Origin of the sequence: Microbulbifer variabilis (assembly GCF_023716485.1) — a bacterium.
In the GTDB taxonomy this organism is placed as follows: Bacteria; Pseudomonadota; Gammaproteobacteria; order Pseudomonadales; family Cellvibrionaceae; genus Microbulbifer; species Microbulbifer variabilis_B.
The window spans coordinates 1,212,559-1,239,120 of the sequence record NZ_CP092418.1; the positions used below are offsets into that span (position 1 = coordinate 1,212,559).

The window sequence follows — 26,562 nt, forward strand, 5'->3', positions numbered from 1 at the left end:
CGACTTGGGGCTACGGATGTGCGTTGCAATTTCAGAACTCCTTTGCTGAAAAGAACAAACATAGGCTAAAATCAAATGGTGCCAAATAATGTCACCATTTAATAATATCCTTACAAAATGAGTGTTCGCCTTCGACAAGACGCCATCGTGCGCATCCTTCGCCGAAATGGTACTTCTACGATTGCTGACTTAGCAGAAGAGGTCGGTGTATCCAGGCGTACAGTGTTGCGTGATATTAGCGCACTGCGCGATGAGGGCTTTGTTATCCATTCTGCCCCTGGCCCCGGGGGCGGCCTACAATTAGACCCGCAATTGGTCCAAACCACAGCGCGCCTCTCGGTTGCCGAGGTCTTTGCACTCCTTATCAGCGTTGCATCAATGCGTGCGGCCGGGAATTTACCTTTTTCGGGGCTTGCAGATACTGGGCTTGCCAAAATAGAGAAGGCTTTGCCACCGGACAAAGTACGTGATTTACGCCGATTTTTAGACTGCTTATATATCGGTAAGCTTTCGCCAAAGGTAGACGTATCCAATATTCAGGAAATGGAGCCCGCGCTGCTCCCCACTTTCGAGACAGCTTTTCTCCAGCGGTTACAACTAAGCTTCCAATACCGTGATGCAAAGGGGTCTGTAACCAGCAGGGTTGTTGAGCCACAGGCGATGCTGATTTTACCACCTCTATGGTATTTGGTAGCTTGGGATCCCGCACGCAAAGACTTCCGTCATTTTCGAATGGACAGAATCAGTAACCCTGAATACCTTAAGGGAAAAACATTTCGACGGCGACATGTCTTGTTCGAAGATAGTGTTTCTCCAATTCGGGATTTATCTCGTTAATCTTCACTAGTTTATAAAGCTGATCTTTAGGTTTGCGTATATCTTCATTATAAGAGGAAAAAAGGTATCTTTCGTCAGAATATTCTCAATAGATCTGAAAGGGGTTTCAATATAAAGTATATTGGCTATTCATATTAAGGTTATATTTTACTCTTAATTGTATATTTTTTTAGTAGTTTTAAATGCTCTAGGTTGAAGTTTTGCTGATGAATCTTGTTCATACCTTATAATTATGATTACAACTTCAACGATAACTTTGACAGTGATTGTTTTCAAGCTCACGAAAGGTAAGGCTAATATTTAACGATCAAGGATTATTGGTTATCTTTGCTAGATAATTTTGTCAGTTTTATATTAAATAGGATGCCTTATTAATCTATGATTATCTGGCAAAAATCAAAAGATAAATATTCTGTATAAATATAACGTTCAAAGTAGCTTGTTTAGACCATCACTTGTGATATGGTATATATTCGTGAGGCTTATTAGGTGTAACTAGTATCTCAGCTATCTCTTCTAATACAGAGTCAAATTCATCAGCATTCTTTTTTCCAGCTTCTTTTAGGTTGTTTAAGTTTTCTGGGGTGGCACTGTCCATTTCTTTTTCTGCGTCGAACAGCAGAGGTTCAATTCTATAATATTGTCTACCTTTTACGGTAGAGGCGATTTTTTCCAGATGATAGTCAGTCATTTGTGAGTTACCATTAAGTGCAATGTCAACTACAGGTCTTGACCATCCATAAAGACCAAAATCTTTTACCTCTTGATAATAGTATTCTCTAAGTTTTTTACCTGTTCCGAGAGAAACAATTACCATATCTTCAATCCCTCCCACCCCACTAAACTTTATTGCTTCGGAGTAAGCACATAAGGCTGGATCGTTGGCGACCATACCGCCATCCACCAGGACATATTTTGTCTTAAATGGTAGTTGTGGGCGGATACGTGCTGCTTCAAAATATGTTGGTGCAGCGGAACTTCCACGCAGTAGATCTCTTACCAGGAAATCCTCACTCCCCGTTTTTGCGCAATGTTGCCTGAAAATTATTTGTTTGCGATTTTTAATGTCATAGGAAACAAAACAAGTTGGCTTTAATAGCTCGCTCAGTTTTATTTTTTTGAAGTAATATTTCAGAACTCTCTCTAGTTCATGTGCGGAGTATTTTTCATCTCGAATTCCTCCTACTGTTCTTAAAAATTGTAAGAATTGGACGTCAAATATATCATCTCCCTCTTCAAGATAGATATTGGCTACTTCTCGAGCTGAAAATTTAGGTTTTCCTTTCTTGTTAGGACAGATATATGCAGCACCGAGTATGGCACCTGTACTTGTGCCGGCAATGAGATCAAAATAGTCGCCGATCCTGGCATCTGGATTTTTTGATTCTTTTTTTAGTTTTTCCTCAAGAGATACCAGTATCTCGCCAGGCAGTATTCCCCTAATACCCCCTCCATCGATAGATAGGATTCTCATAGTCATTATCGACTCTCCTCTACCCTGACACTTGAGGTTATCTTTAAAAACATAGCACTTGATTGATCGGTTGTTGTTTTGAAGGGTCAAGCTTTATATGAGTTCTTATAATTAGTATAAATATCAATATGTTATGGATATTTGTGAGTTAAATAAGTAGTTGTCAAAATGGAAAAATATACAAGCACCCAGACCTTGGGTTGAGTATTGGATAGATAGAAAGGTTTAAGTAAGTATAAAATTGACTGATAGGTTCTTTTAAAACTCTTATTGTAAGTCAATTAGGTTTTATGGCTTACTAGCTCGAAAAGCCTGAGCTTTTTAAATTGGGGGAGAACATCTACATATCTGGTCGATTCCATCGATTTTATTCTATCAATGTCTCGGGTGTTGTCATGACGCTGGTAAATAGTAGTTATACTGACTTGTGCATTTGAGAAATCTTTAATAACCATAAATGCAGCGGTATATCCTGAGGTTAAACTGTAGAGAGGCTGCCACCCTAAGTCATTAAATAGGGTCTTATAGGTATTTGAATCACTACTGCTGGTAAAAGTGTATAGAGAAGTATCAGCGTCCGCATTAAATTTTCAAGTTAGTACTAAGCTCCTTGCTGATGTTTGGCTATGGAGCTTGTGCTGTCGTCCTATAGATGTATATTAGCCTATAAAAGAGCCGTATACTTAGATAGATAGTTGTTAAAGTAAAAGCTTGTTATCAATTGGAATAAATTTACTTGCCGCGTTGAATAATGTGGCAGCTGTCAACTCTGGTACGCCATATACTTCAACCTTTTTGTCTCTATCTAATCTGAGCTTATGCACAAGAATATCAAAGTCACCATCACCTGAAACTAAAACTATAGTGTCTACTAAGCTTGAATATTCCATTGCATCTATCGTTATCCCCACATCCCAATCACCTTTGGCGGAACCATCGGACCGTTGTGTGAAGGGTTTTAGTTTCACCTCAAAACCGATAGATCTTAAGATATTTTGAAATTGATACTGTTTTCTATCGCCGCGATCGATGGCGTAGGCCACGGCCTTTACGACCTTCCTTCCACTAGTTGCTTCAGACCAAAACTTATTGTAATCAAAGTTTTGTTTATGGATTTGCCTGCATGTGTAATAAACATTCTGCACGTCAACAAGAATGGCAACCTTTTCCATTTGATAGTCCAATAATGTTAAAAGCCTAATACTAAAAATAACGATATTGACTGTTATTACTTAAGTGGGTACTTTATGTTGCTAGCGTTTCAATTTCAAGTGACAATTGTTAGCCAATACTAAATTTTGAATGTTCTGGATTATAAAAACAGGCTATTAAAAATGACAGCATGTATTGGCAAAGCGATGGTATATAAAACCAATGCTGTGCAAACTGAACGCTTGGAATGCCTTCTACCATTAGTGAATAATGGTGCTGATCGACCAAGTTAGCGCTATCTACTCAACGATATAAACCAAGATAAGCTAGTGAGTGCTTAAATCGGTTATTCAGGCCGTATTTCAGAAAATTTGTTTTTCTTAATGAGTAGAGTGGCGTTGAATGGAGTTCAGTCTCCCTTGACTACTTGTAATTGGTGCAGGGCTACCATACTGAACGACCAATTTTTAGTGATGTTCTATAGCGGTTTTTCGTCGTTTAACAGTTCCCAGTTTATTCCGCGATTCATTCAGACCTCAAAAATCTTCAAGACACCACTTTGTGATAACAGGTTGATTTTTAGCCTATTCAGGGCTCATTAAGGGTGTTGAGTTCATTGTTGGTTGACAAAGCAGGATCACCATATCTTATACTGTATGCATGTACAGTGGTTTGGTAAGGGTAGTTATGGGAACCAGAAGCATCATTTTCGACGGAGAGCCTGTCCGGATTTGCCGGTATCGCTCGGATTATGACAACCGAGCAATGTATGCTATCTGTATGCTGAATTATACGAAGTACGTGCGCAGCTTTTCAGTTTCTGTTGGTGTAAATCTGCGCAAGGAGTTGGATCTGACATTGACGCAGATGCGGGAAGTCGAGCGCAGTATGGATTGGCTGGCAGCCCCTGCATAAGGATGTAAGGGCTTAAGCAGTTTTATCGAAAAGGAGATAGATCATGGGAAGAAAGATCAATCGATTCGCAATTTTTGCAGAACGAATTCATTTGATGAATGGCGGTGCAAAAAGTTTTAGGGATTCTGCACCCACAGAAGAAGCCGCCATGGATCTGGCAGAAGAAATTGCTAAGTCTGAAAAAGCGGTGTTTTATTCTTGGCTGCAAATTCTCGATGTTATGACTGGCAACTATACCGAGTATTCAATCAAGACCGGTGGGGTGTTGGAGGAAAGAGAGTGTCCGGATAGTAAAAACTGAATAGCTAATAAATGACACCCTCTGGTTTCAGTCAGGTTCCATGAAAGTGAAGAAGGCATCTTAGAAGGGGGCCTTAACCGTTGCGAGAGTTGCCAGGAAAACCCCTTTCCCGAGAGGTTGTTTTACTGCCAAAAGGCTATTAGTTATGTTGTTTTGTACTGTTCCAATTTTAATTTGAGCTGTCACTAAAGCCGATATTTTCACTTAAGTGTCAGCTCACTTGCTATTTAAATTGATTATTTTCAGTCAGATAGGGGTTGAGCCTATGACCGAAAGATTAATTTTATGTTTCTTTTCTTCGTTTAGGTCTGTGGTTTTCCCTCAGTCAAAAAAACAATGATTTATTTGTAGTCGTTGACAAGCTGTCCATTGGATGACTTTTTGAATTGAGGATGATCGTCATCAATTTCGTAAAAATCAGATTTTTCGCCAGTGAAAATATGCCCCATAGTTTTCAACCCGGTTGGGCCATCTAGTGAGCCCGCAATAATTCCAGTTGCATCGAGATTAAATGGTTCCCAGAATAGGCTTGAGCCACATTGCTGGCAGAAGCCTCTGCGGGCCACTTCTGATGTTTTATACCACGCCAGCCCGTCATCTTTTGTTATCTTGATATTTATTTTGCGAGCTTTTGTGTGAGGGCCGAAACTTCCATGCAACTTTTGACACATACTACAATGACAGTTAACTACGTTGCGTAGTGGCCCTTTAACCTCGTACCGCACAGCTCCACACAAGCAACCACCGGAAGTAATTGTATTCTCACTATTCATATATTGAGCCTGTAGATGTAAAAGTTGACTTAAAATAAGAATCTAAATTAAGCATGCTTTTTTATTATCGACAAGATGATTTGTTTGAATTGTAAATGCAGATCACACAACGTGATGTAAACATAAATGTTGGTAGCTTGGCTAGTTATTTATCCGTCCTATTTCGATATAAATTACGAGATGGTAGAGGTTTTTCATTTGATTGCTTGCCTGTTTTTTGTACCGCTATCGCTGCACTATGCAGGCAATGGCTGATGAGCCATTTGTTCGTACGGTGTCATCGCACGGGGTAGGGCACCTAGTACCCGACCGTGGAGTTTAATGTGGCAGCAATGCGACTCAGTGTGACTAAAAGTGGATGACAGCACAGACTGGAGCCGGGAAACCCACGGGGATATACGTGAGAAATCATTACGCAGGATTACAGAGGCCGCGGAAATAAAGACAAACTGTGACAGCGAACACCGCCAAGTCCATGAACATTCCGTGGAAGAGGTGGCCGGCGTAAAAATAATTGAAGCTCTTGGAGCTTTACGTTTCTTATCTGCTGGTGGCCTGAACTTGTCAGCCCTAGACAATCTAAATATTACAAGCGGCAGTGATATTAATATTTCAGCGGGGCGCGACTTAAAAGAACAGATCGGAAATATTCGCGAATCAGTGGCCAAGGTCCGCCAAACCATCAAAGTAAAAGACGGCGGAAAGCTTTGGTTAGGTAGTGAATCTTTAAATGTGCTGAAGGTATTAGAAGATTTAATCGGCTTAGTGTCGGCCCTGGCCGGGACACTCGCTACACATACGCACCCAAGTAATGGCAAAAAACCAGATCAGGATGCGGCAATTAATGGGCACAAGAGCAGTGCAGATAGTTTGAAATCTCAGCTTAGCGCGGTTCGGGCTTAAGCTGGTTATACACTTAAAAGGAGAGAAGTTATGAAAAATAAGGTAAACAGATTTGCCATATTCGCAGAACGAGTTCACTTGATGAATGGCGGAGCAAAGAGTTTCAGAGGTTCCGCACCTACTGAAGAGGCGGCAATGGAGCTAGCGGAAGAGATTGCGAAGTCTAAGAAAGCAGAGTTTTATTCTTGGTTGCAGATTTTGGATATTGTGAATGGGAGGTTCACTGAATACTCAATTATGAGAGGTGGTGTATTGGTGAAAAGACGCCTAGGTGCCCAACAAGAGGGATAATCCAAGAAAATCTTTTGTATTTTTTGATTGTATTTTTTGTTGGCCCCATATATTGGGGCTACTTCTTTTTATTTATTAAGTTCGGCTAGTAATGTTTACAAATATATCTGAGAGAGCATCACTGTGGTTGCGTATCAATTTGAGACCATCATTTAGCGCTTGAATAACGGACTGTTCTGTTTGATTCGGATAAAGCACTTCATTTTTTGATATTCTAGGTGGTATGAAGTAATTTGGAGTGGGAATCTCACGTCTTCTGATGGGATCTGCTGTGTGATCAATGGTTGCCCATTCGATATTGGAGGTCAATTGTTCACCTAGTAATATGGTATACCTAAAAGCACCAAATATTGCTACATAGCCTATTACAATTCCTTCAAGGCGGTTGTAGGTTATGCATATCTTATTTAAAGGTCTGTTATTGTCTGACATGAAACTTGTACTTTCATAATTTAGGCTTACAAACTTTGAATCTCTTTCTCCTTTTATATATTCCCTAATCCCATCAAAATGGCTTGATAGTATTCGTTCTTTGGGTATTTTGATGCAGGCAAATCCATATGCAATTTTGGCAATTGCACGGTACAGATCATTTCCTGTTAAAATCAAATCAACTTCGCCAATAGGTGGAGGTATCTCTGACTGTTCAAGTCTGAAGTTGCACTTGGGTATATTATATTTTTTGGAGAATCCCGTTTTGATTTTATTGAGCTCGGCAGTTGATCGCGCATATATTTGAGCGCTAATTAGAACTCCTTCTGAATTAGTTTCTTTTTCTACAATTGTAGTCTTTCTGTTAAATGAGTTATTGCGAAACTCTAGTTCAAGTCCGCTCTCTTTGTCATTTACTACGAAAGGTTGATTTTCGCCGCGCTCTCTCTTTACATTCATTAGACTTGCGTATCTCGCGAATGCAGAAGTTACAGTTGAGTCAATATCTTCTCCGGATTTATTGTTACACCCTGAGCAATAGATGGGTTCTTTGAGAAAGCCCCCAATTGCTTGTGGAATGATATGCTCTACAGTTAGCTCTTTATTTTCTTTACAGAGAAAACAAGTTCCTTCCATGCTTTCAATGTCCCCCATTTTTTGTGAACGTTGTGTGGCTTTGTTTTAGGTGAGAGTCGCTCGGGTAATGGTTGGGCTGTCGCCTAAAATTTTTTAAATGTGTCTGTATTTACTTGAAAAAATTGAAGGATTCATTGATCGCGTAGCCGTCATTTTTCCCCGATGGTCTGTAAGAAATTTTATGTAAAACCTTTTTTACTGGGAGATGGTTTCAAACCCTCGCGATCGGCTTGCGCTCCGTAGTGGGTTGCAGCTAGAGGCGTCGACCCAGAGGGTTAGTTTGGGTTCTTACTTGTTATTATTTAATCTGCGAGTTTTCCCGTCTTTTATAACTGGATTTTCGCTATCCATGGTTGCCTCTTGATCAACAGTGTCTTGGGGTTTCTGGTATACACGGCCCCAATCAGTTCTATCTTGGGGCAGTTTCGATGGATCTGTTGCTTTACTAATTTTTGTTATTCTTGGCATTTTCACCTCTCCTCCGTGCTGGCTTAAAGTTTTCTAGATCACTTTCTGATTGTAGCGGGGCATCTGGGTCAGATTCTGCGCTCTCTCTGATTTCTTCTTCGGTCATTTCCCTGACTCGCTCGTAATCTGTCAGATCTTCCATCTGCTCAATTTCTTTCTTAGTATATTTTTTAATAGTCATGGCTACACTCTTCTCATGGATCTATATTTGGCGATCTCACTTTTTCCCGCTCGCCGTGCTGAGATGATTCTAATCGTATTTCCTTCATCTCGCTCAGTAAAGGCTACAAATAATACGCCAGGTCTAGCCATTCCTATAATCTGGTATCGATTCTCTAAATCAGAATTGGCGCTGTCGTACTGCTCTATAGCATTGGGGTCATCAAAAACTGGAATTACTGAGACGAAGTCTATCCCGTGTTTTTGAATATTTAATTCCCTTTTGTTCTCGTCCCACTCAAAATCCATATTGCGTCCTTGGGCCTGGTTTTCTTTGTTTTAAGTTGTGGTTACCATGTGAAATGTATTTTGGTTGGTATGTTTGTTACATATATTCTTGCTGAGATACAAATTTATATGGATCCTTGCCGGAGCTGTTGCAGGCTTCTCTAAAATTCTTCAATAAGCTTTCGTAAGTTTCAGATAAAAATCTATAGTCGATTCTTGGAACGGTCGAGCCGTTGTGCAATATTTCCTCAATATTTATTATGTTTTCTTCACCGTGATGAACGGACCGAGATCGAACAAAATCATAAATAATATGAGCGAAGGTGCCCATGTATAAATATTTTTCTATCCATTTTTTTGCTTTATCGGTAGTTGGGCTTAAAATCGCACGCTTTACGTCCTCGATGTCTTGAGTTGCTCCAGCCAAACGCCTTAGTGCTTCTATTATATTTTTCTTGTCTTCACCTTTGATTCTTCCGTTATTTTCAATTTGTTTAATTAAATATCCTGGGTGAATCTTATTGAATATGTCGTTGTCACCATAATCTGCAAGTAATCTGCAGAAGGCTTTCGAGTAGCCTTTGCCTCTGGCTTGGTATACGAAGGTGGCAAGTGCTTCCATATGGCAGCATATGAGGGTTATGGCTTCAACTCTCAAATTATCTCCATGAAGCTGGTCACAGATCTTTTTTCTATGTTCGCAATTCGAAAAAAATAATTCAGTTAAATCAAACTGGTTGATTGTGGTATGAGTATCCATATTCTTGCTTGCCCCTTTTTTATAGATGCAATGTTTGAAATTGCTTAGGTGGATATAATTTACTTTTATATCTTTTGATGAGTGCATAATCAACTGTTTTATGCAGGGCTATTTTCAGCCCTAATGGTGTTGTCCCGTAAACCTTCTTTATTGATCTCTAATATTTTTCTCAACTCAATTGTCGGATCACCTTTGATCTCTTCCTCGGACACATGATGGATTTCTATATTTGGTTTATCAGGATCTATATTATACTGTTGGTCAGGTGTGATATTTCCGAATATACAAACAAGATTATCTTTGGGTTTGATCGTTCTAGCTGTTTCTGCATAAAAAAGCTTTTTGCCTGCTTTTGGATATATTTCAAGCATTATTGGTTGGGCTTTGGGAGTCTGTTCTTTGCTTGAGGTAATTGCGAAAACTGATTTTAAGATGGTGTATATGATTCTCACCGTGTTCTCGGTACTTTCGTTTACTCCTCCGGGGGTGTCAAAGATTCCGTTGCTGTTTTTAGCGATACCTATATCTTCTAAGGCGTTGTGAATCAATTTGTTTTGGGATTTTAAAGATTTAATAGTGAATATGCCGTTGGCGTAGTGGTGAAAAGTTGTTCTAGCTACAGATTCTAGTTTGTTGGCGGCAGCTAAGGGGCCTGCACCTCGTTCGTTTAGGCTTATATTAAAACTGTGAATTTTGCTTTCTGGGAACCATATTTCATATAGTTCTGATTTGTCTGAGAATTTAATTCCTAACCTTTTTTCAAGGTCATTTAAGACATTAATAAACATCTGGCGATGTTCAATATGTCGAGAAAAGGCTGATTGAGTCAACTCATGTCCCCACATTCTGTTTGCATGAGCTATCTGTTCCGCTGTTTGAGTGCTTCTGTAAACTAGGCCAATAAGGCCAGCTAAAGCTAATGTTCCAGTTGCGACTTTTATTGAAGGGCTGTAAATGTCAAAAAAGGTTTTCCAGCACAGTGATGATCCGCAACCTTCATACAAACCTAGATTAGACCACCAAATGAAGGCGGCAACTATAAGCGCAAAGCCAAAACCGACACATAGAGTCCACCTAAATAGGTAGTAGTCTTTTAGTGGTATTGGATGGTCGGCAATATTATCGGTAGTAGGGTTTTTGTCACCTTCTTTTTGTTCGTTGTTTTTTTTTAATATTGAGAGCATGGAGCGTACTCGGTTTTTCAAAATTTCACCAAATATTGTCTTAAGGTTTATTTGTGGTAACTGGTAGTTGCAAGTCTGTAGCGGTAATTGCGAGATACTGGTTGTATTTTGGGGAGTAAACTTGAATGTCTATTGTTGAGAATTCATTTATATTTGGTGTTATTGGAGTGAGATATTTTTTGGTTTGTATGTGTTCTTCCCCTTGCCATAAACACCTCGCCTTTATTTTGTCGCCTACTTCAATCGAGCTGATTGCGATTCCTTCTTTAAGAGTTGCATTAGCAATGTTAATTTCACACTGACGATTGGTATACCCTCCAATTATCAAAAATACACCACCCGCAATATCCTTGGCCTCAATAATTTTGATTCGGTCCGGCTCAATTTCTATAAGGTTATCTGTTGTCGGGTAGATTTCACTTCCCTTCATTGCATCTTGGCAGCCAGATAAAGCTACCAAGTAGGCACCAAGCCTTAAAAGCCCCTTAAAAATTCGCATAACCAGCTCCCTCTGATTTGATGTGATCAATAATTGTGCAGCAAAAATGGCCGCCGGTCACTCCTCCCCACGCCTGCCGATTTTGGGCACTCTTTTAGTTGATGAAATGAGACTAGCGGCCCTGGCCTGAGCTGGTGCGGGGTTTGGGGTCGGTGGGGATTTCACACTTTGAAGAGTTGTGAAGAGAAGTGAAAGGATGTTGCACAACTGAAAGGCTAGGTGGGAGCAAAGTGTCAACGTGATTTTGCGTTGACACTTTGGCGCTTTAACCAACAAAAGAGTCTTTTACAAAGTTGTCTGCGCAGAAATGAAAAACCCGCGAAAGCTAGGGCTGACGCGGGTTTGAGAGATGGTACAGAGGCCGGACTCGAAAAACGACTGGAAAGCTAGTGATTCCAAGCCCTCTGGGTGTTTTCCTGAAAAAAGTAGCACCAAATGTAGCACCACTTTGAATTCCTGCTCCTGAATCAAAGACACTCAACAATAGGGCATACCACTAAAAAGAGCCTCTCTACACATCCTGCCATATCAGCTTATCTGACCTTAGTTTTGGCCAGTTCCCATATACCTCAAACCGCGAATCTGGCGGTTTGGCCAGCAATCGACAGGGGATCGGCTTGAGCATGAAGGGCTGGTAGAGCATATGAGATGGAGTCGCGAAGCGTGACGTCACCTCAGCATTCAGGTCGCCTATGTTTCATCACCTCCAAAACCGCAGGACTGGTGGTTTTGAGAGTTAAACCAAAACCGGCAAATCACCGGTTTTCACTGCCAGACCAAAACCAACGCTTTGTCGGTTTGAAACGCCCAGAACAACTACCTAATTATCACTCCCCCCTACCTGAATTAAGCCATAGTGAAATCTAAGCTAGGACGGCAGTACCGGATACAAGGCTGCCAGATATCAACCTACCCCCCGTGGGTTCAGCTGGTCAGAACACCAAACCCCGAACTAGGGGTTTACCCCTGACTGACTCTAAGGAAGGTATAACCCCCCTAGGAAAAATCAGATATCTGTTAACAGAGCGGGGTCCGAATTACCCGTGTGTCAGCCTCCCAGGAGGACCCATTGAACCCTAAGCTTCGCTTAGAGTTCAGCCAGAGCTATCAAGCCTACTAGCGGGCAGTTAATCTATACGTTATTCCAGAAGTAGAAATATCGTACGCCGCGGCCCACCAAAGGCTCAGTTATAAATAGGAGCTACGCCGCTGTCAGGTAGATATTCACAATTTGATCCAGTACACATGGTAGTGAATTAAACTCACACACTTATCATTAAGGGTCGACACAATCTGCCGACCCTTAATAAGAAGCAACCACAGTCAGATAGATTCCCCAATCCATTACAAATGGAGCTCCTAAAGTAATTCAGTAATGCCCACTCAATATTCTGCTGAAGCATTCCCCCCTACATCTCACAAATTGATGATTACCCCTGCTCCGCAGTCTCAGCCCAACCAAAGGGGCGAGGGGAGGGTTAACTTCTACCCCTCTCAAATAAAGGTGTAACAGGTGTGCAGGTGTTACAGATTGGCTGCAGGCCGCATGGTTACTGACTTTACAGCGTTACACCATTCTGTAACACCGAAAGGGTTACAACTGGAAGGTGTAACAATCTCACCAGCCATACAGGCAGCTTCAATACTAGAAATACTCTACAGATCAAAAAGCAGACTAATAATTGGCCCTTTAACTTCAAGAGTAGGAATCATGACAAGTCTCAACCAATACCACCAAAGCAACATTAAGATTTGATACAAAGATTAGATAAGGAGATCCACTTAGAGGGGAAAGTCGGTACACAGAATAATTTATAGTGATATTGGCACTTTCTTTTGCCCCAGAAGCAGGTGGCTCTGGATCAATTGTAGCTATGGCGGAGTTCGGAAATAAGGTAGCTTTTGATACTGCTGTTTCTAAATGAAAGTAAGGCCTGACTATTAGTAAATATATTGGTTCTTAGAGGATTTTTTACGCCCCCCCCAGAATTTTCGCTTACTGACTACCCGTTAATTTTAACTGACGATCATTGGCTGTTATTAGAAAATCTTCTTTGCTCTCCTGATGAGTATATTTAGCGCCAGCTATACGATGGAAGCGTAACGACTCAGGAATACAAAAAAATGAATTTTTATTTTCTTGAAAAAAATCAAAGGATTGATCCGATAACATACATACAGCTTCTGTATTCACAGCACTGTAACCCGGGAATATTGCTATACATTTTCCATTAGAGCCTGTCTGGACTGAGTTATAAATTACTCCTCTGATAAGTTGACCCATACGTAAACTAAAGTACTCAAATATCACCTGAGTTGATAAGTATGGCATTTTTGCTCCATATCGAGCTGGTCGTGACATGTTAAATACTAATTGTTCGAAGAATGCTGCAGCATGCGCTCGGCACAAATATCCCTCACTAAAAATATCCAATTCACTGCTATATTGAGTCAGTTTATTTAAGTCCAGAAGCTTAAATTCACGAAGTGGTCGAAATTCACCAGTAATCACAGCATCACCTACTAGAGGCCTAATTTCGCTAATGCAAGTGTTTCGGTCTAATGCGCCATAGAAAGCTGATATGCCGATTGGAGTCATGCGCTGATCAGAAGTACAGTTATGTGGCGGGGGCCCCAATTGAGTATGCGGTTCTTTCTGGATTTCTTTGATTTCAGATTTGTTTACACAGCGGCGTGCACGAAAAATTGATGTTTCTATTGAAATGGAAGTAATAATGGCTTTTTGAGCATCATCACTTTCTAGAAAATCCTTAAAAAGGTCATCTAAAAAGGTCAAGGCTTCAGAGTTGAAAAAGCGTTCTTTGCGCTGTAGTTTTTCGACGAAACTATTCCAGCGAAACTCCATATCATTTAACTCATCAAGAGAGCCATCATCTACTGCATAAAGAATCGTGTTTCCATTCGAATCTGTTTCTTCAGGGAGCTTATTGGTAAAATCCTCTACAAATTCTTCTGTTGCAAAGTCATCATACGTTTGAAAAAAATCACAGAGATCAAAAACTCTTGGCTCCGCTGAACCGCACTCAAATATCATTGACTGCTCAAGGATAGATAAATCTGAAGTAGGTACAAGAATTTTCTTGATGAACTTAACTAGATAATCTGAAAATTCTTTGATTGAAACGCTTTTATTTTCTAATTTACAGTATCTGCACTGTTTTAAGCTGCCTTTTTTCTGTATGTAGGCTTTCAAAGAATCTTTATACACACAGTTAATACAAATCATATAGGCCAGCCTGTAGCTTTTGAGGAGTTTAGACGTCTGACTTTTTTCATGACTTTAACCCTTGATTTTTTAAGTTGGCCAACTCGCATAAAGCTGCAAGACAAAACCTAATCCTATCAAGAAAAAGCCAAGTTTTGTGTAGGACAGATGGATATCGTACTTTATCAGAGATTTCTGGATCCTGGAGGCACCAGGATTCACATTAAGTGTGGGCAAGCCATTTTTACTAGGAGTCTCTGGGTCTATTGGGAACTTTGCAAGTAGTGCTACCCCAATGATGTTCAGCGTAATGCCTGTGATATTGACCCAGGGCTCCATTATTTACTCCTCTCTGATAATTGACTTGTCTTCAAAGCCGCAGGATTGAGCGCAATGCAAAGCATCACGAAGAGAATTAAACTCCATCACTCTGCCCATATCATCGGTGACTGCGATTTTGGCACTACCCTGACCATCGTGAGCAAGGGGTTACAACAACCCAGCTTCCTCTCTCTTTTTGGATTTTGCAGTCAACTAAATGGCCTATACGACGTAAGTTATGGACCATTACCGCAGAATGAATTCCCTTATTCATATTTCCTCAAATTTTCGTGTTGCAGAAGGCTGTTGATCGGGCTCCTCAGCACATTCACCTCACTTCAATTTTGCTCCTTTGGCTTTCATTCGAGCCTTAATCTGAGCAGCATAGATAGTAGCCTTAGTACGGGCATCTTCCGGAGATACTTCTCCCTTTTGCGGAGCGAACTGCTTTTCCCTATCAGACAATGGCTTAGTCTTCTTTGTCGTCATCCTTGCATATCTCTTCGATAGATTTTTGGGTGCCAGAGGTGAGGTGATCAGGTTCCTCAATATCCTCGGAAATTTTCTTTAGTTCATGGCTGCGGCGCTTGGCAAATTCTTCAATTTCCTTTTGAGTCCAGCCTTTCTTTTGTCTGGCCTCAGCCAGGCGTTTCACTTTATCTTTATCAGTCATCACAATATATCTCTTGTCAGGTAGTTGCCCTTGGCGATGTACTGATATCCGTATCTCTCGTAGAAGGCTCTTACCGTTTCATTAACCGGATTCATGATCCTAATATGATTGGCATTGATCATCCGCGCATAGATTTCATACGCTAGGATAATTGTATCGAATACATTGGAGCGTTCGCCTAGGTCGCGCGGCATGGCTTCCACCACGTCTAGGCGCATCCCTGTGGCGTGGTAGGTGGGGCGGCCTATGGAGATAGCGATTAAGATGCTGTTTTCCCATAGTGCTATCTCGAAGCGCTTGGGATAGCTTTTCTTGTAGTAGCTGTAGTTTTGCGGCCAGTCCCAGTTGTACTGTCGAAGCCTTGAGGATTCCCAGTTTTGGGTGGCCTCTAGGGCCTGAGGGGTTATCTGAGTTAGTTTCAAATTACTCGTTAGTGAATTCTGTGTAACTTCCAAAGCGAGTGCGCGCAGCTTTTCGTAGCGCTGCTCTGCCTCGATCCTTGAGGGTAGTGACATTGTGTTACCTCACTCCTTGAAGCTGTTAATCCTTTTTTCCACCATATTACAAGATTGCCGTTCGACTCAGCGGACATTTACACGGGGTAGTGAATCATCCTGTGATTTCATGTATTCGGCAAGTCCGTGTTGGCAGGAAAAGTACAACTCCTCCCCATAGGCGTCAGCCTTCAAAAGGCTGAACAAACACACCAGTTTCCCCTTCAAAACGAACACGACTAGTAACTAGAAAAGCTTCTCTTAGTTTATCCACTGTCGTAGTGAGGGCAGCTCCCCCCTTCTCAAAAGCACTAATGGTTGCAGGGCGAACTCCTGCCCTTTCCGATAGCTCTTTACCCGACCAATCAAGCCCAGCTCGTGCCATGCGGCACTGCATTCCGTTCATACCTTAACCGTAATTTATTTACGCTTTAGCGTAATATTTAGTTGATTGAAGTGTTTCACCGTAATAATATTACGGCAGACAGTTACATAAATATATCTCAGGAAGCCATCTCGATGTACAAAGTGGCGTATAAATACTTGATGGACTGCAAGGAACTCGCACATGCATAACGGACCCCAGCTCACGACTCAGCTCCACACACATACCTACTTAAGCCAACTAAAGGAACTCGCCCATTTAAATCGGGCGCGAGAGCTGATCATGGAGTGGCCACATTCAAAGCCCCGAGAAGCAGCCCTTAAAGCTATCACCGAAGAGGAAAAGGCTATCCTCCCAGGGTTACTCTTTCCATTTAAACGCTCTCTTCAGGATCATGAAACTTGCTGACTCAACGTTAAGCAGAAGGCATGTACAGGAAGGCTAACGGGGGAAAGACAATGGGAAATAACCAACAAGAAAATAAGCCAATTATCAAAATTGAATCACCATCAGACACCGCCGAGCAGATCTTGCTCCAACTCTTGGATGCTATAGATGTAAAGGTTAGCAGCTCAGTTGTAAGTGCAATTAACAACAGCCTAAACATTGCAGGTGAATCCCTAAACAGCAGCAACCAATAAACTAGGAGGTCCCCCTAGTGAGCGCACTTGCACGGACCGCACACTATTGCACATGATCCGGTCCGCAAAGCTGCAAATAGAGTGCGCTAAGAAATTGGCCAACTTAAGCCACAAACAAACTTTGAATTCTCTCTCTACAAGCTAGCTGTTTAGCACACTGTCAGATGCTTACTTTGGGGCAAAATGTAAATTTACATCTTGGTCCTTTAACTCTGTGATTACAGCTTTAGCTTTACCTCACCTCAACCACTGAGCAGGACTCTTGTGTTTACTCTCTTCACTTGTCTTATACTAGGGCAGGCTAACCAGCACAGCGCCTTCTCCGCCATAGAAGGCATTGAGTGCTGTGTTTTTTACTGGGAAATTGGGCCAACTCAGAATCCGCTGGCCGGCCATATGGTGAGGTAAAGCTAAGCTAGAATTCTGGCTTGAGTCAAAGTAAACGGCTGCATATCGTTTACAGCACCTGTAAACGACAAGGATTTCGCAGCTTTTTTCTTGAGTAGGCCACTATCTCCATCTTCCCTAACAGGAATCAAGTGAGGTCGAATAATTAGCGCCTTCTCAAGATTACGCCCACTTTTCGGTAAACTCATCAGTATTGAGAATTTTCCGTTGTCATCAAGCTCCAAGGCACCACAATCATCAGGTAGTTACTTTGCTTTTTGCCCTTTTAATTCTTAAAGGACTTTTAAGCTTTCGTATCTGAATCACATCATTTCCATTGAAGCTTTAACGCCTCGTTAAGAGGATTTTACAAGCATAGTAATGAGTGAGGGAAGCAAATCACGCCTGAAAATGTTTGCTTCAAAGTTGATACTAAGAGGCCTCACTAACCAAACTTCCGTTTAAGAGACTCAATTATTGGAGGGTTACTTACTCCTTCTGGAATTAGAGGGTCATCATCTGAATGAATGGCCATAACCTCTATATCATTTGGCCCTATCTCCCATGCTTCTAAAACATTAATATTAAACTTCCGAATTGATTTTTTCTTAACTAGTGAGCTTTCTATAATCCTCTCATTCTTAGCTACGGCATAGCTCAGAATATAGCTTCCCCGCTCGCTAAATGCAGATAGAAACCTATCGAGGTTTTCGGATGTTGAAGGAGTCATTGTGTTTTTTCTGGCAATCATTTGTACAGTTTTGTTCGAGTCAAAAACGAAATTTTCACTAATACAAACTCTATAATGTGCAGGATTTTTTCGATCAATACTTCTAATAATTGAAATTCTTAATCTATCTTCACTGTCTTCATTTCCAATTTCATTTTCTAAGTCTGCGAAAATAACTGCTGCAGCTTGATCATCTTCAAAAAGTAAAGTTAATTCAACGTCTCCATTGGGATAAAGTGCAAATCCGGTTCCACACCATACAGTTCTATCCCACAACCTTATTTTGATAAGATCTTGTACCTTTATATCTTTATGAGTCAAATTTTCACTATCAGTCAGCCCTTCTGGTGGTGGTTCCTTACCAGGGGTTAAATCGGTCAATGACTTGGTCGTAGATTTAGACTTTGGAAAGCTAGAATCCCATGGCTGAGAGCGACGCATTTCGTATGTTTTATGCTCTACATCATGCAATAGAGACTTAATACGACTGACGGCATCATTACCCATTATATTTTTCAATCCAACAAAACATGCCCCAAATGACACAGAACGCTCCAGCGCTCTATCTTCGTTAAGCATAGAACCCAGAGTCCTCTCAGAGTTTTTGGGTTTAACCATGCGCGAGAATACGTCAATTACAAAATCATGAAGCCAGCGTTGAATAATTTCTTGCCCAGATATATTCAACATATCTAGGGTGAATGACGAGCATAGAACATTAATTTTCAGAGTTCTACTTGCATCATCTACTTCATGTGATATCTCAACTTCGTCATCGTCATCAGCTGTGATTTCAATTTCAAGCCGGGACTCATATACAAATACTTGATCAACCACGCCGGTTGAGAAAAAGCCCTCTATCACAGAAAGTAATGTTTCAGCAAGCTCAATCAACGGACTTCGAAATGGAAATGAAACAGTAATTGATGCTCCCATGACACTCGTTTGTATAGTGCCATATCGTACATCACAATTAATAAGTATAGGTACTGGTGCACCTAAATCGATGTCTCTAACAATTTTCAAATAATTGATATATTCTTGATCGATTTTTAACTCATACTCCCCTTTGACAATATTTTCATGACCTAATGCATACAGCAACATTGCTCTGCTTGAAAATAACTGATATTTATCTAGTAAATCAGGGAGTTTTGATAAATATTTAAGCGTTTCAATATCTGCATTGAGGATGCACTGTGATAGATATGCATCAATTCTTTGGTGTTCCTTTTCAGTAAGTATTGCAGCCTCAAGGTTAGCATCGACAATGCATGCAAGTTCCCACCATGATAAAGCATAGTTAATCCTGCCTAACTTAAGCTCAATTATTGAAAGGCGAATATATATGTAGACTTGAGCAGAAAGGAGATCTCCACTTTCCCAAAATTCATCTGTAATTGTAGACGCCGCTAGCAGTAGATTGGCTCGTGAAGCCCAAAGAAGATCAACCTTTTCGTAACATCCTGACAAAAGGTTAAGTGCAACATATAGATCTTTTTTAGTTTCCTTTTTGTAAAGCCCCATGAGTGATTTTCCTATGAGCTTTATTGCTTGATATGGCTCACAAGATTCTAAACGTCTTGCTCCTCGTTTTAATGAAAGTAATGCACCCTTAGTATCGCCTTCCCGTCGAGACGCCTGTTCAGTGAAGTAATCTAGAAGAAGCTCATAGCTGTCTAGATCGCCAAATATACTATCTAATTCTGTAATTAAATCGTATAGTTCATTGAAGGGGAATCCGACTAGCAATTCTCCAGCTTCTACTATTGATAGCAGTGAGGAAAATATATCTGTTGCTTGATCAGTGGATTCGATAGATTGCAAGTTTAGTAATTCTATATGTGCTTTAGACATTAAAGCATTGCTAGGCCTTTCATCTTTTTCTGCAAGGCAAATAAGTATATTTTTTACTTCAGATGAAAGTGATTCATAATTGGCAAGGCTTTCGCTTTTTGAATCTCGGCAATGACTGGAGTAAAGACCGAGTAACGATACTACATTGCCCCACTGCCCAGATTGCCCAATTTTTTTTGCCAATTCGACACAAAAGTGCAGTTGTTCCCGGAACAACTCAATCTCTTCAAACCACCAATAGGCCGCCCAAGCATATTGATAGTGAGCATTAAACTGCTGATATGAGCTTCCAAATTTTTCAGAAGCCACGATAGCTCTATCAAATAGGCCTTTGGTTTCAATAACCGGCTTTTCAAGCTCTTTCGAGAGAATTGCCACCTCTAGTAACCAGTTCAATTGATGTGGAAGTATCTCACTTGTATTGATCTCATTCTTGATATTGTTTTCGAGCTTTTGAAGCCTAAGTGTTTTAGTATAGTCATTCGCCCCGACCTCTATTTCTCTACGCCAATCAACATCAATAGATAGGGCATCAATTGCTAATTGTTCGTAGCTATTGCTGAAAATTTGATCCATGATCCAGGAAATGTCCAAGACTCTAACATCGATCCCTGTTTCTTTTTTTAAAGAGTCTTCCAAATCACTGCGCTGATTTGCTTTTGTGTACATATTCGTCACACAAAAAACCTTTTTATAGTCGCGATCTGTTGCACTAATTTTTCTTACATCTTTCCGACATTTTGCCTTCCAGTCTTCTTGGGTGCTTACCGCAAATGCCCATCTATCTTCGTGTGAATTTTCATTTACGCCGACAAACCAAAGAGCTTTTGTTTGCTCTGATACAGGGAAAGTTTGTGTATCTACTTTCCCATCTCCACCAGCAACCGGGCCTGTCTGTTCCAGCAGGTTAGGACATATTACTTTCTCACATAGTTTTTTAGCGAAATCTTCAAATGCAAGTTCCAAATTTCGCCTGTTCAATGTTGCCAGCTGGTATTCCAAGACAGATCGATCTAGCTTGCCTGTTTCTTTTCTAACCGAATCAGAAAAACGCTCTGGTCTTCTGGCTTTTAAAAAATCTCTTGGTGATAATTTCGGGCGGCTTTCTATATTGGCTGTCATCTAAGATCCATTTCTGATTGCTTCTTGAATTCGAGATTATCTAGTTTTGCTCGGCCTCGCTATGGCCCTATAAAACCCAGCTCAACTACGTAGCAGCCTGTCAGGCTTTTTGGAGTAGTTTTCGGGGTCAAATTGCAGCTGCTTGTTATGCATATGATACATCGATGATTCTGAAGAACTCTTCATCGACTTTTTCATCTGAAAGGCCTTTTACGCAATGATCTTTCAATCGCCTGCCATTTCTTTTGTAATCAATTTTCCAACCACTTCTTTTATGTGTCTTTTCAAGCTCAAACTTATCACCATTTAGCGCCGCTCCAAACCATGTAGTAGAGTTTAGTGGACTCCAGTCTATCGATAGTGCTGATTTTTCAAGGGCCTGTCGAAATTCGCTAGCACTTTGATAGCGCTTATCTGGACTGTTATTAATTGCCTTATTTATTATTGTCTTAATTTTTCTCGGGACGTGCGGGAGATATTTTCTGTCAGGATATTTATTTCCTTTAACCGCGGCTCTCCATTCGCCCATCGTCGAAAAGTTAAAAGCCATATCTGGGACGTTATTTATTAGACGGTAAAGGGTAACTCCCATTGCGTATATATCACTTAGTTTATCCATTGGATTTCCATCTATTACCTCTAAAGGTTGATGTGGCCTATAGCCCATTGTATCAGATGGATCTAGGTGATAATCCAATGCCAAGCCGAAGTCTGATAACTTTGCTTCACCATTATCCCCCAAAAGAATATTCCCAGGTTTTATATCCCTATGCAGGACATTACTATTGTGGGCATGCTCTAATCCCAAAAGAGCCTCAGATACAATTTTCAGTGACTCTTGGATAGATATGAATCGATTTTCGAGGTGTTTTTGAATAGAGCCTTTTGCTAAGTATTCCATTGCTATATAGACGCATGGAGTTCCTTCATATACAAAAACATCAACTTCCTTAACATCAACGATATGCTTGTGACGGCAAGACTCAAGTGTTTGAGCCTCTTTTACTGCCTCGATAAATTTATCTGGATTGGCGACTTTGATTAGTTTTATAGCCCTGTCTGCTTTTAGTAAAGGATCATAAGCCTGGAATACAAAGCCAAAATTTCCATTACCTAAAAAATCGATAACCTTAAATTTTCGGATTTTATCTGGATTTTTCATAGTAAGAACCATGCCACCAATGCAGCATCTTTTGTTGGTTTGTCCCAATAAGGAGGATGCATCCCAAGGTTGTCGTCTACATACTTGTAGACATTATCTTTTTTAGTTAGGCCAAACTTAGTTGCGTTAATTCCTTGGCTAGTAAAGTGACTTGCTGAGATATTTCTTTTATGGCAACAGAGATTCAAAACACCGAGAGAGAATAATGAATTTTGAATTGGCTTGGTTGATTTCAAAACAAGAGGTAATTTATAGCCCACCTGATTAGGATTGTGCTTATCAAGCAACAAGCATATTTGAGTTTCAAGCCAGCCAGACATACTTGTTACATCAAGGGCTTTCGGATAAACAATCTTGTTTTTATCTAAGAGAGTTACATCATCACCATCTTTTTCAATTACACAATATCTAAAGTCATTAGTATTAAAGTTAAAGCCTATATTTTTCACTATATATCCTTGTGCCAATACTGAGGTGCATAACAGTTTATTAATGAGCCAGTGGCTCACTATCCATTTGACCACTATTTCTGAAGAAGACCCTTCAAGCCATGAAAAAAAGCCTTTATTTACAGTAGGTCATAAGTTATTCGTTCAAATAAACACCAGAGATAGTGAGCCATCACCTAAAGTCCTCTGGTTTACCTTCCCGTTCTTGAGCACATTTTACCCAACTAAATAAATAAGTAGGGCAAATTTTTGCGGATATTAGCCATGGCTTTATAGTTCGTGGCATTGACAATGGTGTTTGTTGCGCTCATAAATGTATATAAATACAGCTAAGAAGTGCTATCTTGGAGTATACTCGCCTCAAGCCTCCCAAACATTCAACCAAGTTCATCCCCAACATTTGACGTTATGGTCTAGCCTATCGGACGGAACAGACATACGTTCACTGGATAAAGCGCGTTATCCACCATCATAAACTACGATACCGTCGAGAGGTCAGTATTGCCGAGGTCGAGACATTCCTAAGCCACCTGTCGGTCAATTGTCATTGTCCGGTTAACACCTAGCGGGTCATGCTGAATTTGCCGGTGTATCTTCATAAGCAGTTTTGGTGAGTCTATACGTCCAACATTGGCTTGACGCCGCCTACCAATTGTTTGCATCCAGGACGAAAGCTGAAAGGTGTCTTCAACTTGTACTGATGTACAGCACTGGGCTCAGGTGTGCCCAATGCTTGTCATTGAGGGTGAAGGTCATCGATTTTTGTAGTTACAAGGTATTCATTCGATGAGGTAACGGCAATAGAGACTGGACAACACGATTGCACATGTTCAGGTCCGCAGAGCTGCAATTAGAATACGCTAGGAGATTGGCCAACTTAAGCCACAAGCAAGCTTTGATTTCATCCACAGCAAACTAACTGTTTTTCACATGGCCAGCTACATATTTGGAGAATGCAAACGGCTGCACACCGCTTACAACAGTTGTAAACGGCATGGGCTACGCGGCCTTTTTCTTCAGTAGTTCCTTTTCTCCATCATCTTCAACAGGAATCAAGTGAGGTCGAATGATTAGCACCCGTTCAGGGTTACGCCCACTGTTTGGTAAACGCGTTGGTATTGAAAATTTTCCGTTTCCATCACGCTCCAAAGCACCACAGGCGGCCAGTAGTTGCTTTGCCTTTCGATCACTAAGCCCCTTGCAAACCTCTGCTTTAAACGTAGCTGGGTAAACGTAGTAAACAGTCTCAGAGCAAGCCTGTCCCTCAAGGGCATTACTGTCCTGTAGCGTTTTCCGGTAGCCGCAACGCTTCAAAGTACGAACAGTGTGATCATCAGCCGTGAAGTCTTCTCGATCCCAACGGGTAAAGTGGGACTCTCCGTAGAGGTCAAAGAATAACCTCAGCGCCGCCAAGGTCTGTCGGTCCTCCAGGTTTCCAACACCGCCACGGGCTGATACCCAAGCACTAAAACAGGATTTGGCCGCTTCCATCGCCATGCCTTTTGGCCAATCTGTAATTCCCGCAGTGGAAGCTAGCTCTCCGGCAAAACCAACGAGAGCAAACTTCTCTGCTGCCCTTCGTACCTGACCACTCACATCATCAGACAGCTCTGCGGCAAAGTTCACCAGCTCCCGGCGAATCTGGCTTGCCAGCTTTTCCAAGTTGCTAGCGCAAAGCTCTCTGATAAACGTATAAAGGGCCACGCCATGGAATAAGGCCCCTTTCTCAACCATAAAGTGGGATAACGCAGCACCCCCGGCAAACCCATGCAGTTCATCAAAGATACCGGCACCGCTCCCTGTATCTGCGGGAATAGCCAATAGCCGCACCTCTTGCCCGGCTTTTGCTTTCTTACCCACTTCAGCCATTTGTTGATCAAGAGTGCGCTCTCCTGTTGAAAGGAAAACAAGCCTCCATTCAAACGCATTTCCGCGTACGCCTCCGCGATCATTAGCCCTTGCTTTACCAGTGCCATTCCCCAGCATATAGGCAATATCCCCCACAATACGGGGATCGCATTGACTGATCTCATCAAGAATTAAAAGGCCGTCTGAGTGGGAGGCAGCAATACTTTCCAGAGCGTTATCAGTACTACGCCAAGTACGAACATAATCAGGCCCTCCATAAACAGACGCGGCCACTTTAAGTAACGTCGTTTTTCCTTGGGAGCTATCACCAAAGAAATGAAAGCCGGTCGTTTCCATACCAATGAGATTTAATAGAGGTCCTGCAAATGCCGCTGAAACCGCAAATAACAACCGGGTATTGTTCTTACAATAGCTCGCTACATGCTCACGCCATTGCTGAAGCTCTCCACTAAACTTTATCTTATTGAGATCTGGACTTGTGGAGTAAAAATAGAGTGGCTCTAAAGGAGTTCCCAGGGTTTCATTCGGAAGTAGGTAGGCATTGCCATGCCAACCGAGTTTATTCACCAAGACATAGCGATTGGTGCTTTTTGCCGTTTGTAAGTACTGAACGATTCTGCGTCTTGGTTGCTGCCCCGCCTCAGCGCGAAGGCCCATGCTGTACAGCTGCTTGAGTACTTCCGCACCGCCCTCAGTCGCTAGGTACTCACTAGGTATATTCCACTCTTTAACAATGCCATCAGGGTCAAGGAAGCGAACCAACGTACCCCAGTTTCTTCCTTGGGGGTCACGAGTTAAAGCAAGCACATCCAGGCGATCACAGATTCTCATTAGTGAAGGCTCATCATCTGCCCCCTGAAGCGGGAAGAAAACTCCACGATCATTTACTACAAATTGCCCAGACTCGGCCCCTTTATTACTTCCCCCCTTATTTTGGGCTGGATGTTCCGTTGCCACAGGCTGATAGGACGTTAAAAACTTTCCCTCTGTAATTAAGGCTTTAAGCTGCTCTCTTGTAATACCGGCAACTTCCACATCAGCCGCATCGCCTTTTGCTGGCCACTTAGGTCCCAAGGACTCTAAACACACCATAGAAACCTTACATTCCATAGCGTGTAGCATCGCAGCCAACTTAAGCATACAGTCTTTGCCTGCTGCATCATTATCGGGCCAGAGAAGTACTTCCCTTCCATGTAGGGGCTTAAAATCTGCTTTGCCCAGCGCTTTACTGCCACCGGGCCAGGTCATAGAAACATAACCCGGCAGTAGGCTAGCAGCTGCATCCGCAGCCTTTTCACCTTCGGTTAGCAATACCGGAGCTTTAGAGCGCTTTGCCAATAGATCCAGCTTATAGAGTGGCCGCTTATTTACCGGCTGCTTCCATCTCCAAGAATTGCGACCATTCGAATCCCGGCAATAGGTTAAGGGGCGATAGTCTTTTGATCTTGCATTGCCTTTCTGAATGTCAAAACGCATCACCTTCATTAACAGTGAGCCGCAATGCCCACGGTATTCCCAAACTTTAGAAGGCTTACCGTTATAGGGATGGGTTGTTGGGCAAGACTGCTCTGCTTCTAAAGGTACCGGCAATACGGCTTCCCAGGAGTTACCAGCTGGCTTTTTGGGTTTCGACTTATAGGTTGGGCTAGGCGGTATAGACTCCCCTTCAGAGAGCCCCAGAAATGCAGCAAGCCTTTGTGCTGCCTCTCCATTGTTTGCCCCCTCAAGATAGGCAACCAGCGATACAAGGTCCCCACCTTTTTCATCCGCTGCAAAATCTGCCCATGCACCGGTATTGCGATTAACTGAGAAGGACCCCTTGTTGCTATCAGATCGAGTTGGGTTAAGAGCAATATATTCAGCTCCCTGATATGAGCCATCTGGAGCCCAGTGCGCCAAGACTTCATCTGCCCGATCAAGGGCGAGGTCTGCCACTCGTTTAATATCAAAGCGTGCCATTAGCTTTCCTTATATTTTTAGCTTTAACCCCCGCCCCATAAGGCTTTCAACAGAACTGCGGGCCTCACTCCTGTTACACCTTTTTGCTGTAACACTCTTGGGGTAACAGAAAGGTGTGACAGCGGAAAGCCAATAAATACGGGGCTTTCAGCCATGCTGTAACACCTGCACACCTGTAACACCTTTTTTAAAGAGGGGGTAAGATCGCCCCGAAT

General features: G+C 41.7%; 25 protein-coding genes and 1 pseudogene. 7 read left to right on the forward strand and 19 right to left on the reverse strand.

Annotated elements, in window-relative coordinates:
* Positions 1–117 precede the first annotated feature (117 nt).
* The gene (locus MJO52_RS05305) at positions 118–837 is read left to right on the forward strand and encodes a helix-turn-helix transcriptional regulator (protein WP_252084908.1); all 720 of its coding nucleotides are present in this window, start codon (positions 118–120) and stop codon (positions 835–837) included.
* A 451-nt stretch (positions 838–1,288) separates the two neighbouring features.
* Here MJO52_RS05305 and MJO52_RS05310 read toward each other — a convergent pair whose 3' ends face one another.
* Positions 1,289–2,317 carry a patatin-like phospholipase family protein gene (locus tag MJO52_RS05310; protein WP_252084909.1) on the reverse strand — a complete coding sequence of 343 codons (1,029 nt, stop codon included), beginning with the start codon at positions 2,315–2,317 and terminating at the stop codon, positions 1,289–1,291.
* Positions 2,318–3,009: 692 nt separating this feature from the next.
* Positions 3,010–3,483: an NYN domain-containing protein gene (locus MJO52_RS05315; protein ID WP_252084910.1), complete on the reverse strand. Its 474-nt coding sequence runs from the start codon at positions 3,481–3,483 to the stop codon at positions 3,010–3,012.
* A gap of 667 nt (positions 3,484–4,150) precedes the next feature.
* Between MJO52_RS05315 and MJO52_RS05320 the strand changes: the two genes are divergently transcribed.
* Positions 4,151–4,378 carry a hypothetical protein gene (locus MJO52_RS05320; RefSeq protein ID WP_152452121.1) on the forward strand — a complete coding sequence of 76 codons (228 nt, stop codon included), beginning with the start codon at positions 4,151–4,153 and terminating at the stop codon, positions 4,376–4,378.
* Between the two features lie 43 nt (positions 4,379–4,421).
* Positions 4,422–4,679: a hypothetical protein gene (locus MJO52_RS05325; RefSeq protein ID WP_252084911.1), complete on the forward strand. Its 258-nt coding sequence runs from the start codon at positions 4,422–4,424 to the stop codon at positions 4,677–4,679.
* Positions 4,680–5,020: 341 nt separating this feature from the next.
* Here the strand turns inward: MJO52_RS05325 and MJO52_RS05330 are convergent, their stop codons facing one another.
* Complete coding sequence (locus tag MJO52_RS05330) at positions 5,021–5,452, reverse strand: GFA family protein (RefSeq protein ID WP_252084912.1); 432 nt, start codon at positions 5,450–5,452, stop codon at positions 5,021–5,023.
* Positions 5,453–5,806: 354 nt separating this feature from the next.
* On the opposite strand from MJO52_RS05330, the gene MJO52_RS05335 reads away from it, so the two are divergent.
* Both MJO52_RS05335 and MJO52_RS05340 read left to right on the forward strand, forming a co-directional pair.
* Positions 5,807–6,355 carry a hypothetical protein gene (locus MJO52_RS05335; RefSeq protein ID WP_252084913.1) on the forward strand — a complete coding sequence of 183 codons (549 nt, stop codon included), beginning with the start codon at positions 5,807–5,809 and terminating at the stop codon, positions 6,353–6,355.
* Positions 6,356–6,385: 30 nt separating this feature from the next.
* Entirely contained in the window at positions 6,386–6,646 is a 261-nt protein-coding gene (locus tag MJO52_RS05340; protein WP_252084914.1) for a hypothetical protein, read from the forward strand.
* Between the two features lie 75 nt (positions 6,647–6,721).
* On the opposite strand, the gene MJO52_RS05345 is transcribed toward MJO52_RS05340, so the two are convergent.
* From MJO52_RS05345 to MJO52_RS05400, 12 genes are all read right to left on the reverse strand, one after another.
* Positions 6,722–7,714, reverse strand: a complete 993-nt coding sequence (locus MJO52_RS05345; protein WP_252084915.1) for an HNH endonuclease — start codon at positions 7,712–7,714, stop codon at positions 6,722–6,724.
* Positions 7,715–8,002: 288 nt separating this feature from the next.
* Positions 8,003–8,182 (reverse strand): hypothetical protein, encoded by a 180-nt coding sequence (locus MJO52_RS05350; RefSeq protein WP_252084916.1) that lies wholly within the window; start codon positions 8,180–8,182, stop codon positions 8,003–8,005.
* Positions 8,160–8,363, reverse strand: a complete 204-nt coding sequence (locus MJO52_RS05355; RefSeq protein WP_252084917.1) for a hypothetical protein — start codon at positions 8,361–8,363, stop codon at positions 8,160–8,162. Before MJO52_RS05355 ends, MJO52_RS05350 begins: the two co-directional genes overlap by 23 nt.
* Before the next feature lie 2 nt (positions 8,364–8,365).
* Positions 8,366–8,650, reverse strand: coding sequence for a BrnT family toxin (locus MJO52_RS05360; protein WP_252084918.1), 285 nt, complete (start codon positions 8,648–8,650; stop codon positions 8,366–8,368).
* Between the two features lie 76 nt (positions 8,651–8,726).
* Positions 8,727–9,389: a hypothetical protein gene (locus tag MJO52_RS05365; protein ID WP_252084919.1), complete on the reverse strand. Its 663-nt coding sequence runs from the start codon at positions 9,387–9,389 to the stop codon at positions 8,727–8,729.
* A gap of 98 nt (positions 9,390–9,487) precedes the next feature.
* On the reverse strand, positions 9,488–10,594 hold the full coding sequence (locus MJO52_RS05370; RefSeq protein WP_252084920.1) for a hypothetical protein: 1,107 nt from the start codon (positions 10,592–10,594) through the stop codon (positions 9,488–9,490).
* A gap of 19 nt (positions 10,595–10,613) precedes the next feature.
* Positions 10,614–11,072 (reverse strand): hypothetical protein, encoded by a 459-nt coding sequence (locus MJO52_RS05375; RefSeq protein ID WP_252084921.1) that lies wholly within the window; start codon positions 11,070–11,072, stop codon positions 10,614–10,616.
* Positions 11,073–13,068: 1,996 nt separating this feature from the next.
* Positions 13,069–14,301, reverse strand: a complete 1,233-nt coding sequence (locus MJO52_RS05380; protein WP_252084922.1) for an RES family NAD+ phosphorylase — start codon at positions 14,299–14,301, stop codon at positions 13,069–13,071.
* Positions 14,302–14,388: 87 nt separating this feature from the next.
* Positions 14,389–14,637 (reverse strand): hypothetical protein, encoded by a 249-nt coding sequence (locus MJO52_RS05385; protein ID WP_252084923.1) that lies wholly within the window; start codon positions 14,635–14,637, stop codon positions 14,389–14,391.
* A gap of 451 nt (positions 14,638–15,088) precedes the next feature.
* Positions 15,089–15,292 (reverse strand): hypothetical protein, encoded by a 204-nt coding sequence (locus MJO52_RS05390; RefSeq protein ID WP_252084924.1) that lies wholly within the window; start codon positions 15,290–15,292, stop codon positions 15,089–15,091.
* On the reverse strand, positions 15,292–15,807 hold the full coding sequence (locus MJO52_RS05395) for a hypothetical protein (RefSeq protein WP_252084925.1): 516 nt from the start codon (positions 15,805–15,807) through the stop codon (positions 15,292–15,294). The genes MJO52_RS05390 and MJO52_RS05395 overlap by 1 nt, the downstream gene beginning before the upstream one ends.
* A 163-nt stretch (positions 15,808–15,970) precedes the next feature.
* The gene (locus MJO52_RS05400; RefSeq protein ID WP_252084926.1) at positions 15,971–16,192 is read right to left on the reverse strand and encodes a helix-turn-helix domain-containing protein; all 222 of its coding nucleotides are present in this window, start codon (positions 16,190–16,192) and stop codon (positions 15,971–15,973) included.
* Positions 16,193–16,629: 437 nt separating this feature from the next.
* On the opposite strand from MJO52_RS05400, the gene MJO52_RS05405 reads away from it, so the two are divergent.
* The gene (locus tag MJO52_RS05405; RefSeq protein ID WP_252084927.1) at positions 16,630–16,812 is read left to right on the forward strand and encodes a hypothetical protein; all 183 of its coding nucleotides are present in this window, start codon (positions 16,630–16,632) and stop codon (positions 16,810–16,812) included.
* Between the two features lie 832 nt (positions 16,813–17,644).
* On the opposite strand, the gene MJO52_RS05410 is transcribed toward MJO52_RS05405, so the two are convergent.
* The 3 genes from MJO52_RS05410 to MJO52_RS05420 all read right to left on the reverse strand — a co-directional run bounded on the left by MJO52_RS05410 (position 17,645) and on the right by MJO52_RS05420 (position 22,519).
* Entirely contained in the window at positions 17,645–20,908 is a 3,264-nt protein-coding gene (locus MJO52_RS05410; protein ID WP_252084928.1) for a hypothetical protein, read from the reverse strand.
* Positions 20,909–21,053: 145 nt separating this feature from the next.
* A complete protein-coding gene (locus MJO52_RS05415) occupies positions 21,054–22,070 on the reverse strand; it encodes a serine/threonine-protein kinase (protein WP_252084929.1) in 1,017 nt (338 codons plus the stop codon).
* Complete coding sequence (locus tag MJO52_RS05420; protein ID WP_252084930.1) at positions 22,067–22,519, reverse strand: hypothetical protein; 453 nt, start codon at positions 22,517–22,519, stop codon at positions 22,067–22,069. The genes MJO52_RS05415 and MJO52_RS05420 overlap by 4 nt, the downstream gene beginning before the upstream one ends.
* A 422-nt stretch (positions 22,520–22,941) precedes the next feature.
* Between MJO52_RS05420 and MJO52_RS21380 the strand changes: the two are divergent.
* Positions 22,942–23,085, forward strand: a pseudogene (locus MJO52_RS21380) (phage integrase N-terminal SAM-like domain-containing protein); the annotation flags it as partial.
* Positions 23,086–23,518: 433 nt separating this feature from the next.
* On the opposite strand, the gene MJO52_RS05425 reads toward MJO52_RS21380, so the two are convergent.
* The gene (locus tag MJO52_RS05425; RefSeq protein ID WP_252084931.1) at positions 23,519–26,347 is read right to left on the reverse strand and encodes a DUF927 domain-containing protein; all 2,829 of its coding nucleotides are present in this window, start codon (positions 26,345–26,347) and stop codon (positions 23,519–23,521) included.
* Positions 26,348–26,562 lie beyond the last annotated feature (215 nt).

Bases quoted from the DNA above. Each gene is read 5' to 3' on its own strand.
- MJO52_RS05395 (WP_252084925.1), bottom strand. From the start codon at position 15,807: ATGTCACTACCCTCAAGGATCGAGGCAGAGCAGCGCTACGAAAAGCTG.
- MJO52_RS05325 (WP_252084911.1), top strand. From the start codon at position 4,422: ATGGGAAGAAAGATCAATCGATTCGCAATTTTTGCAGAACGAATTCAT.
- MJO52_RS05360 (WP_252084918.1), bottom strand. From the start codon at position 8,650: ATGGATTTTGAGTGGGACGAGAACAAAAGGGAATTAAATATTCAAAAA.
- MJO52_RS05330 (WP_252084912.1), bottom strand. From the start codon at position 5,452: ATGAATAGTGAGAATACAATTACTTCCGGTGGTTGCTTGTGTGGAGCT.
- MJO52_RS05350 (WP_252084916.1), bottom strand. From the start codon at position 8,182: ATGCCAAGAATAACAAAAATTAGTAAAGCAACAGATCCATCGAAACTG.
- MJO52_RS05410 (WP_252084928.1), bottom strand. From the start codon at position 20,908: ATGACAGCCAATATAGAAAGCCGCCCGAAATTATCACCAAGAGATTTT.
- MJO52_RS05415 (WP_252084929.1), bottom strand. From the start codon at position 22,070: ATGAAAAATCCAGATAAAATCCGAAAATTTAAGGTTATCGATTTTTTA.
- MJO52_RS05405 (WP_252084927.1), top strand. From the start codon at position 16,630: ATGGGAAATAACCAACAAGAAAATAAGCCAATTATCAAAATTGAATCA.
- MJO52_RS05315 (WP_252084910.1), bottom strand. From the start codon at position 3,483: ATGGAAAAGGTTGCCATTCTTGTTGACGTGCAGAATGTTTATTACACA.
- MJO52_RS05355 (WP_252084917.1), bottom strand. From the start codon at position 8,363: ATGACTATTAAAAAATATACTAAGAAAGAAATTGAGCAGATGGAAGAT.
- MJO52_RS05365 (WP_252084919.1), bottom strand. From the start codon at position 9,389: ATGGATACTCATACCACAATCAACCAGTTTGATTTAACTGAATTATTT.
- MJO52_RS05340 (WP_252084914.1), top strand. From the start codon at position 6,386: ATGAAAAATAAGGTAAACAGATTTGCCATATTCGCAGAACGAGTTCAC.
- MJO52_RS05400 (WP_252084926.1), bottom strand. From the start codon at position 16,192: ATGAACGGAATGCAGTGCCGCATGGCACGAGCTGGGCTTGATTGGTCG.
- MJO52_RS05375 (WP_252084921.1), bottom strand. From the start codon at position 11,072: ATGCGAATTTTTAAGGGGCTTTTAAGGCTTGGTGCCTACTTGGTAGCT.
- MJO52_RS05385 (WP_252084923.1), bottom strand. From the start codon at position 14,637: ATGGAGCCCTGGGTCAATATCACAGGCATTACGCTGAACATCATTGGG.
- MJO52_RS05310 (WP_252084909.1), bottom strand. From the start codon at position 2,317: ATGACTATGAGAATCCTATCTATCGATGGAGGGGGTATTAGGGGAATA.
- MJO52_RS05320 (WP_152452121.1), top strand. From the start codon at position 4,151: ATGGGAACCAGAAGCATCATTTTCGACGGAGAGCCTGTCCGGATTTGC.
- MJO52_RS05305 (WP_252084908.1), top strand. From the start codon at position 118: ATGAGTGTTCGCCTTCGACAAGACGCCATCGTGCGCATCCTTCGCCGA.
- MJO52_RS05425 (WP_252084931.1), bottom strand. From the start codon at position 26,347: ATGGCACGCTTTGATATTAAACGAGTGGCAGACCTCGCCCTTGATCGG.
- MJO52_RS05390 (WP_252084924.1), bottom strand. From the start codon at position 15,292: ATGACTGATAAAGATAAAGTGAAACGCCTGGCTGAGGCCAGACAAAAG.
- MJO52_RS05345 (WP_252084915.1), bottom strand. From the start codon at position 7,714: ATGGAAGGAACTTGTTTTCTCTGTAAAGAAAATAAAGAGCTAACTGTA.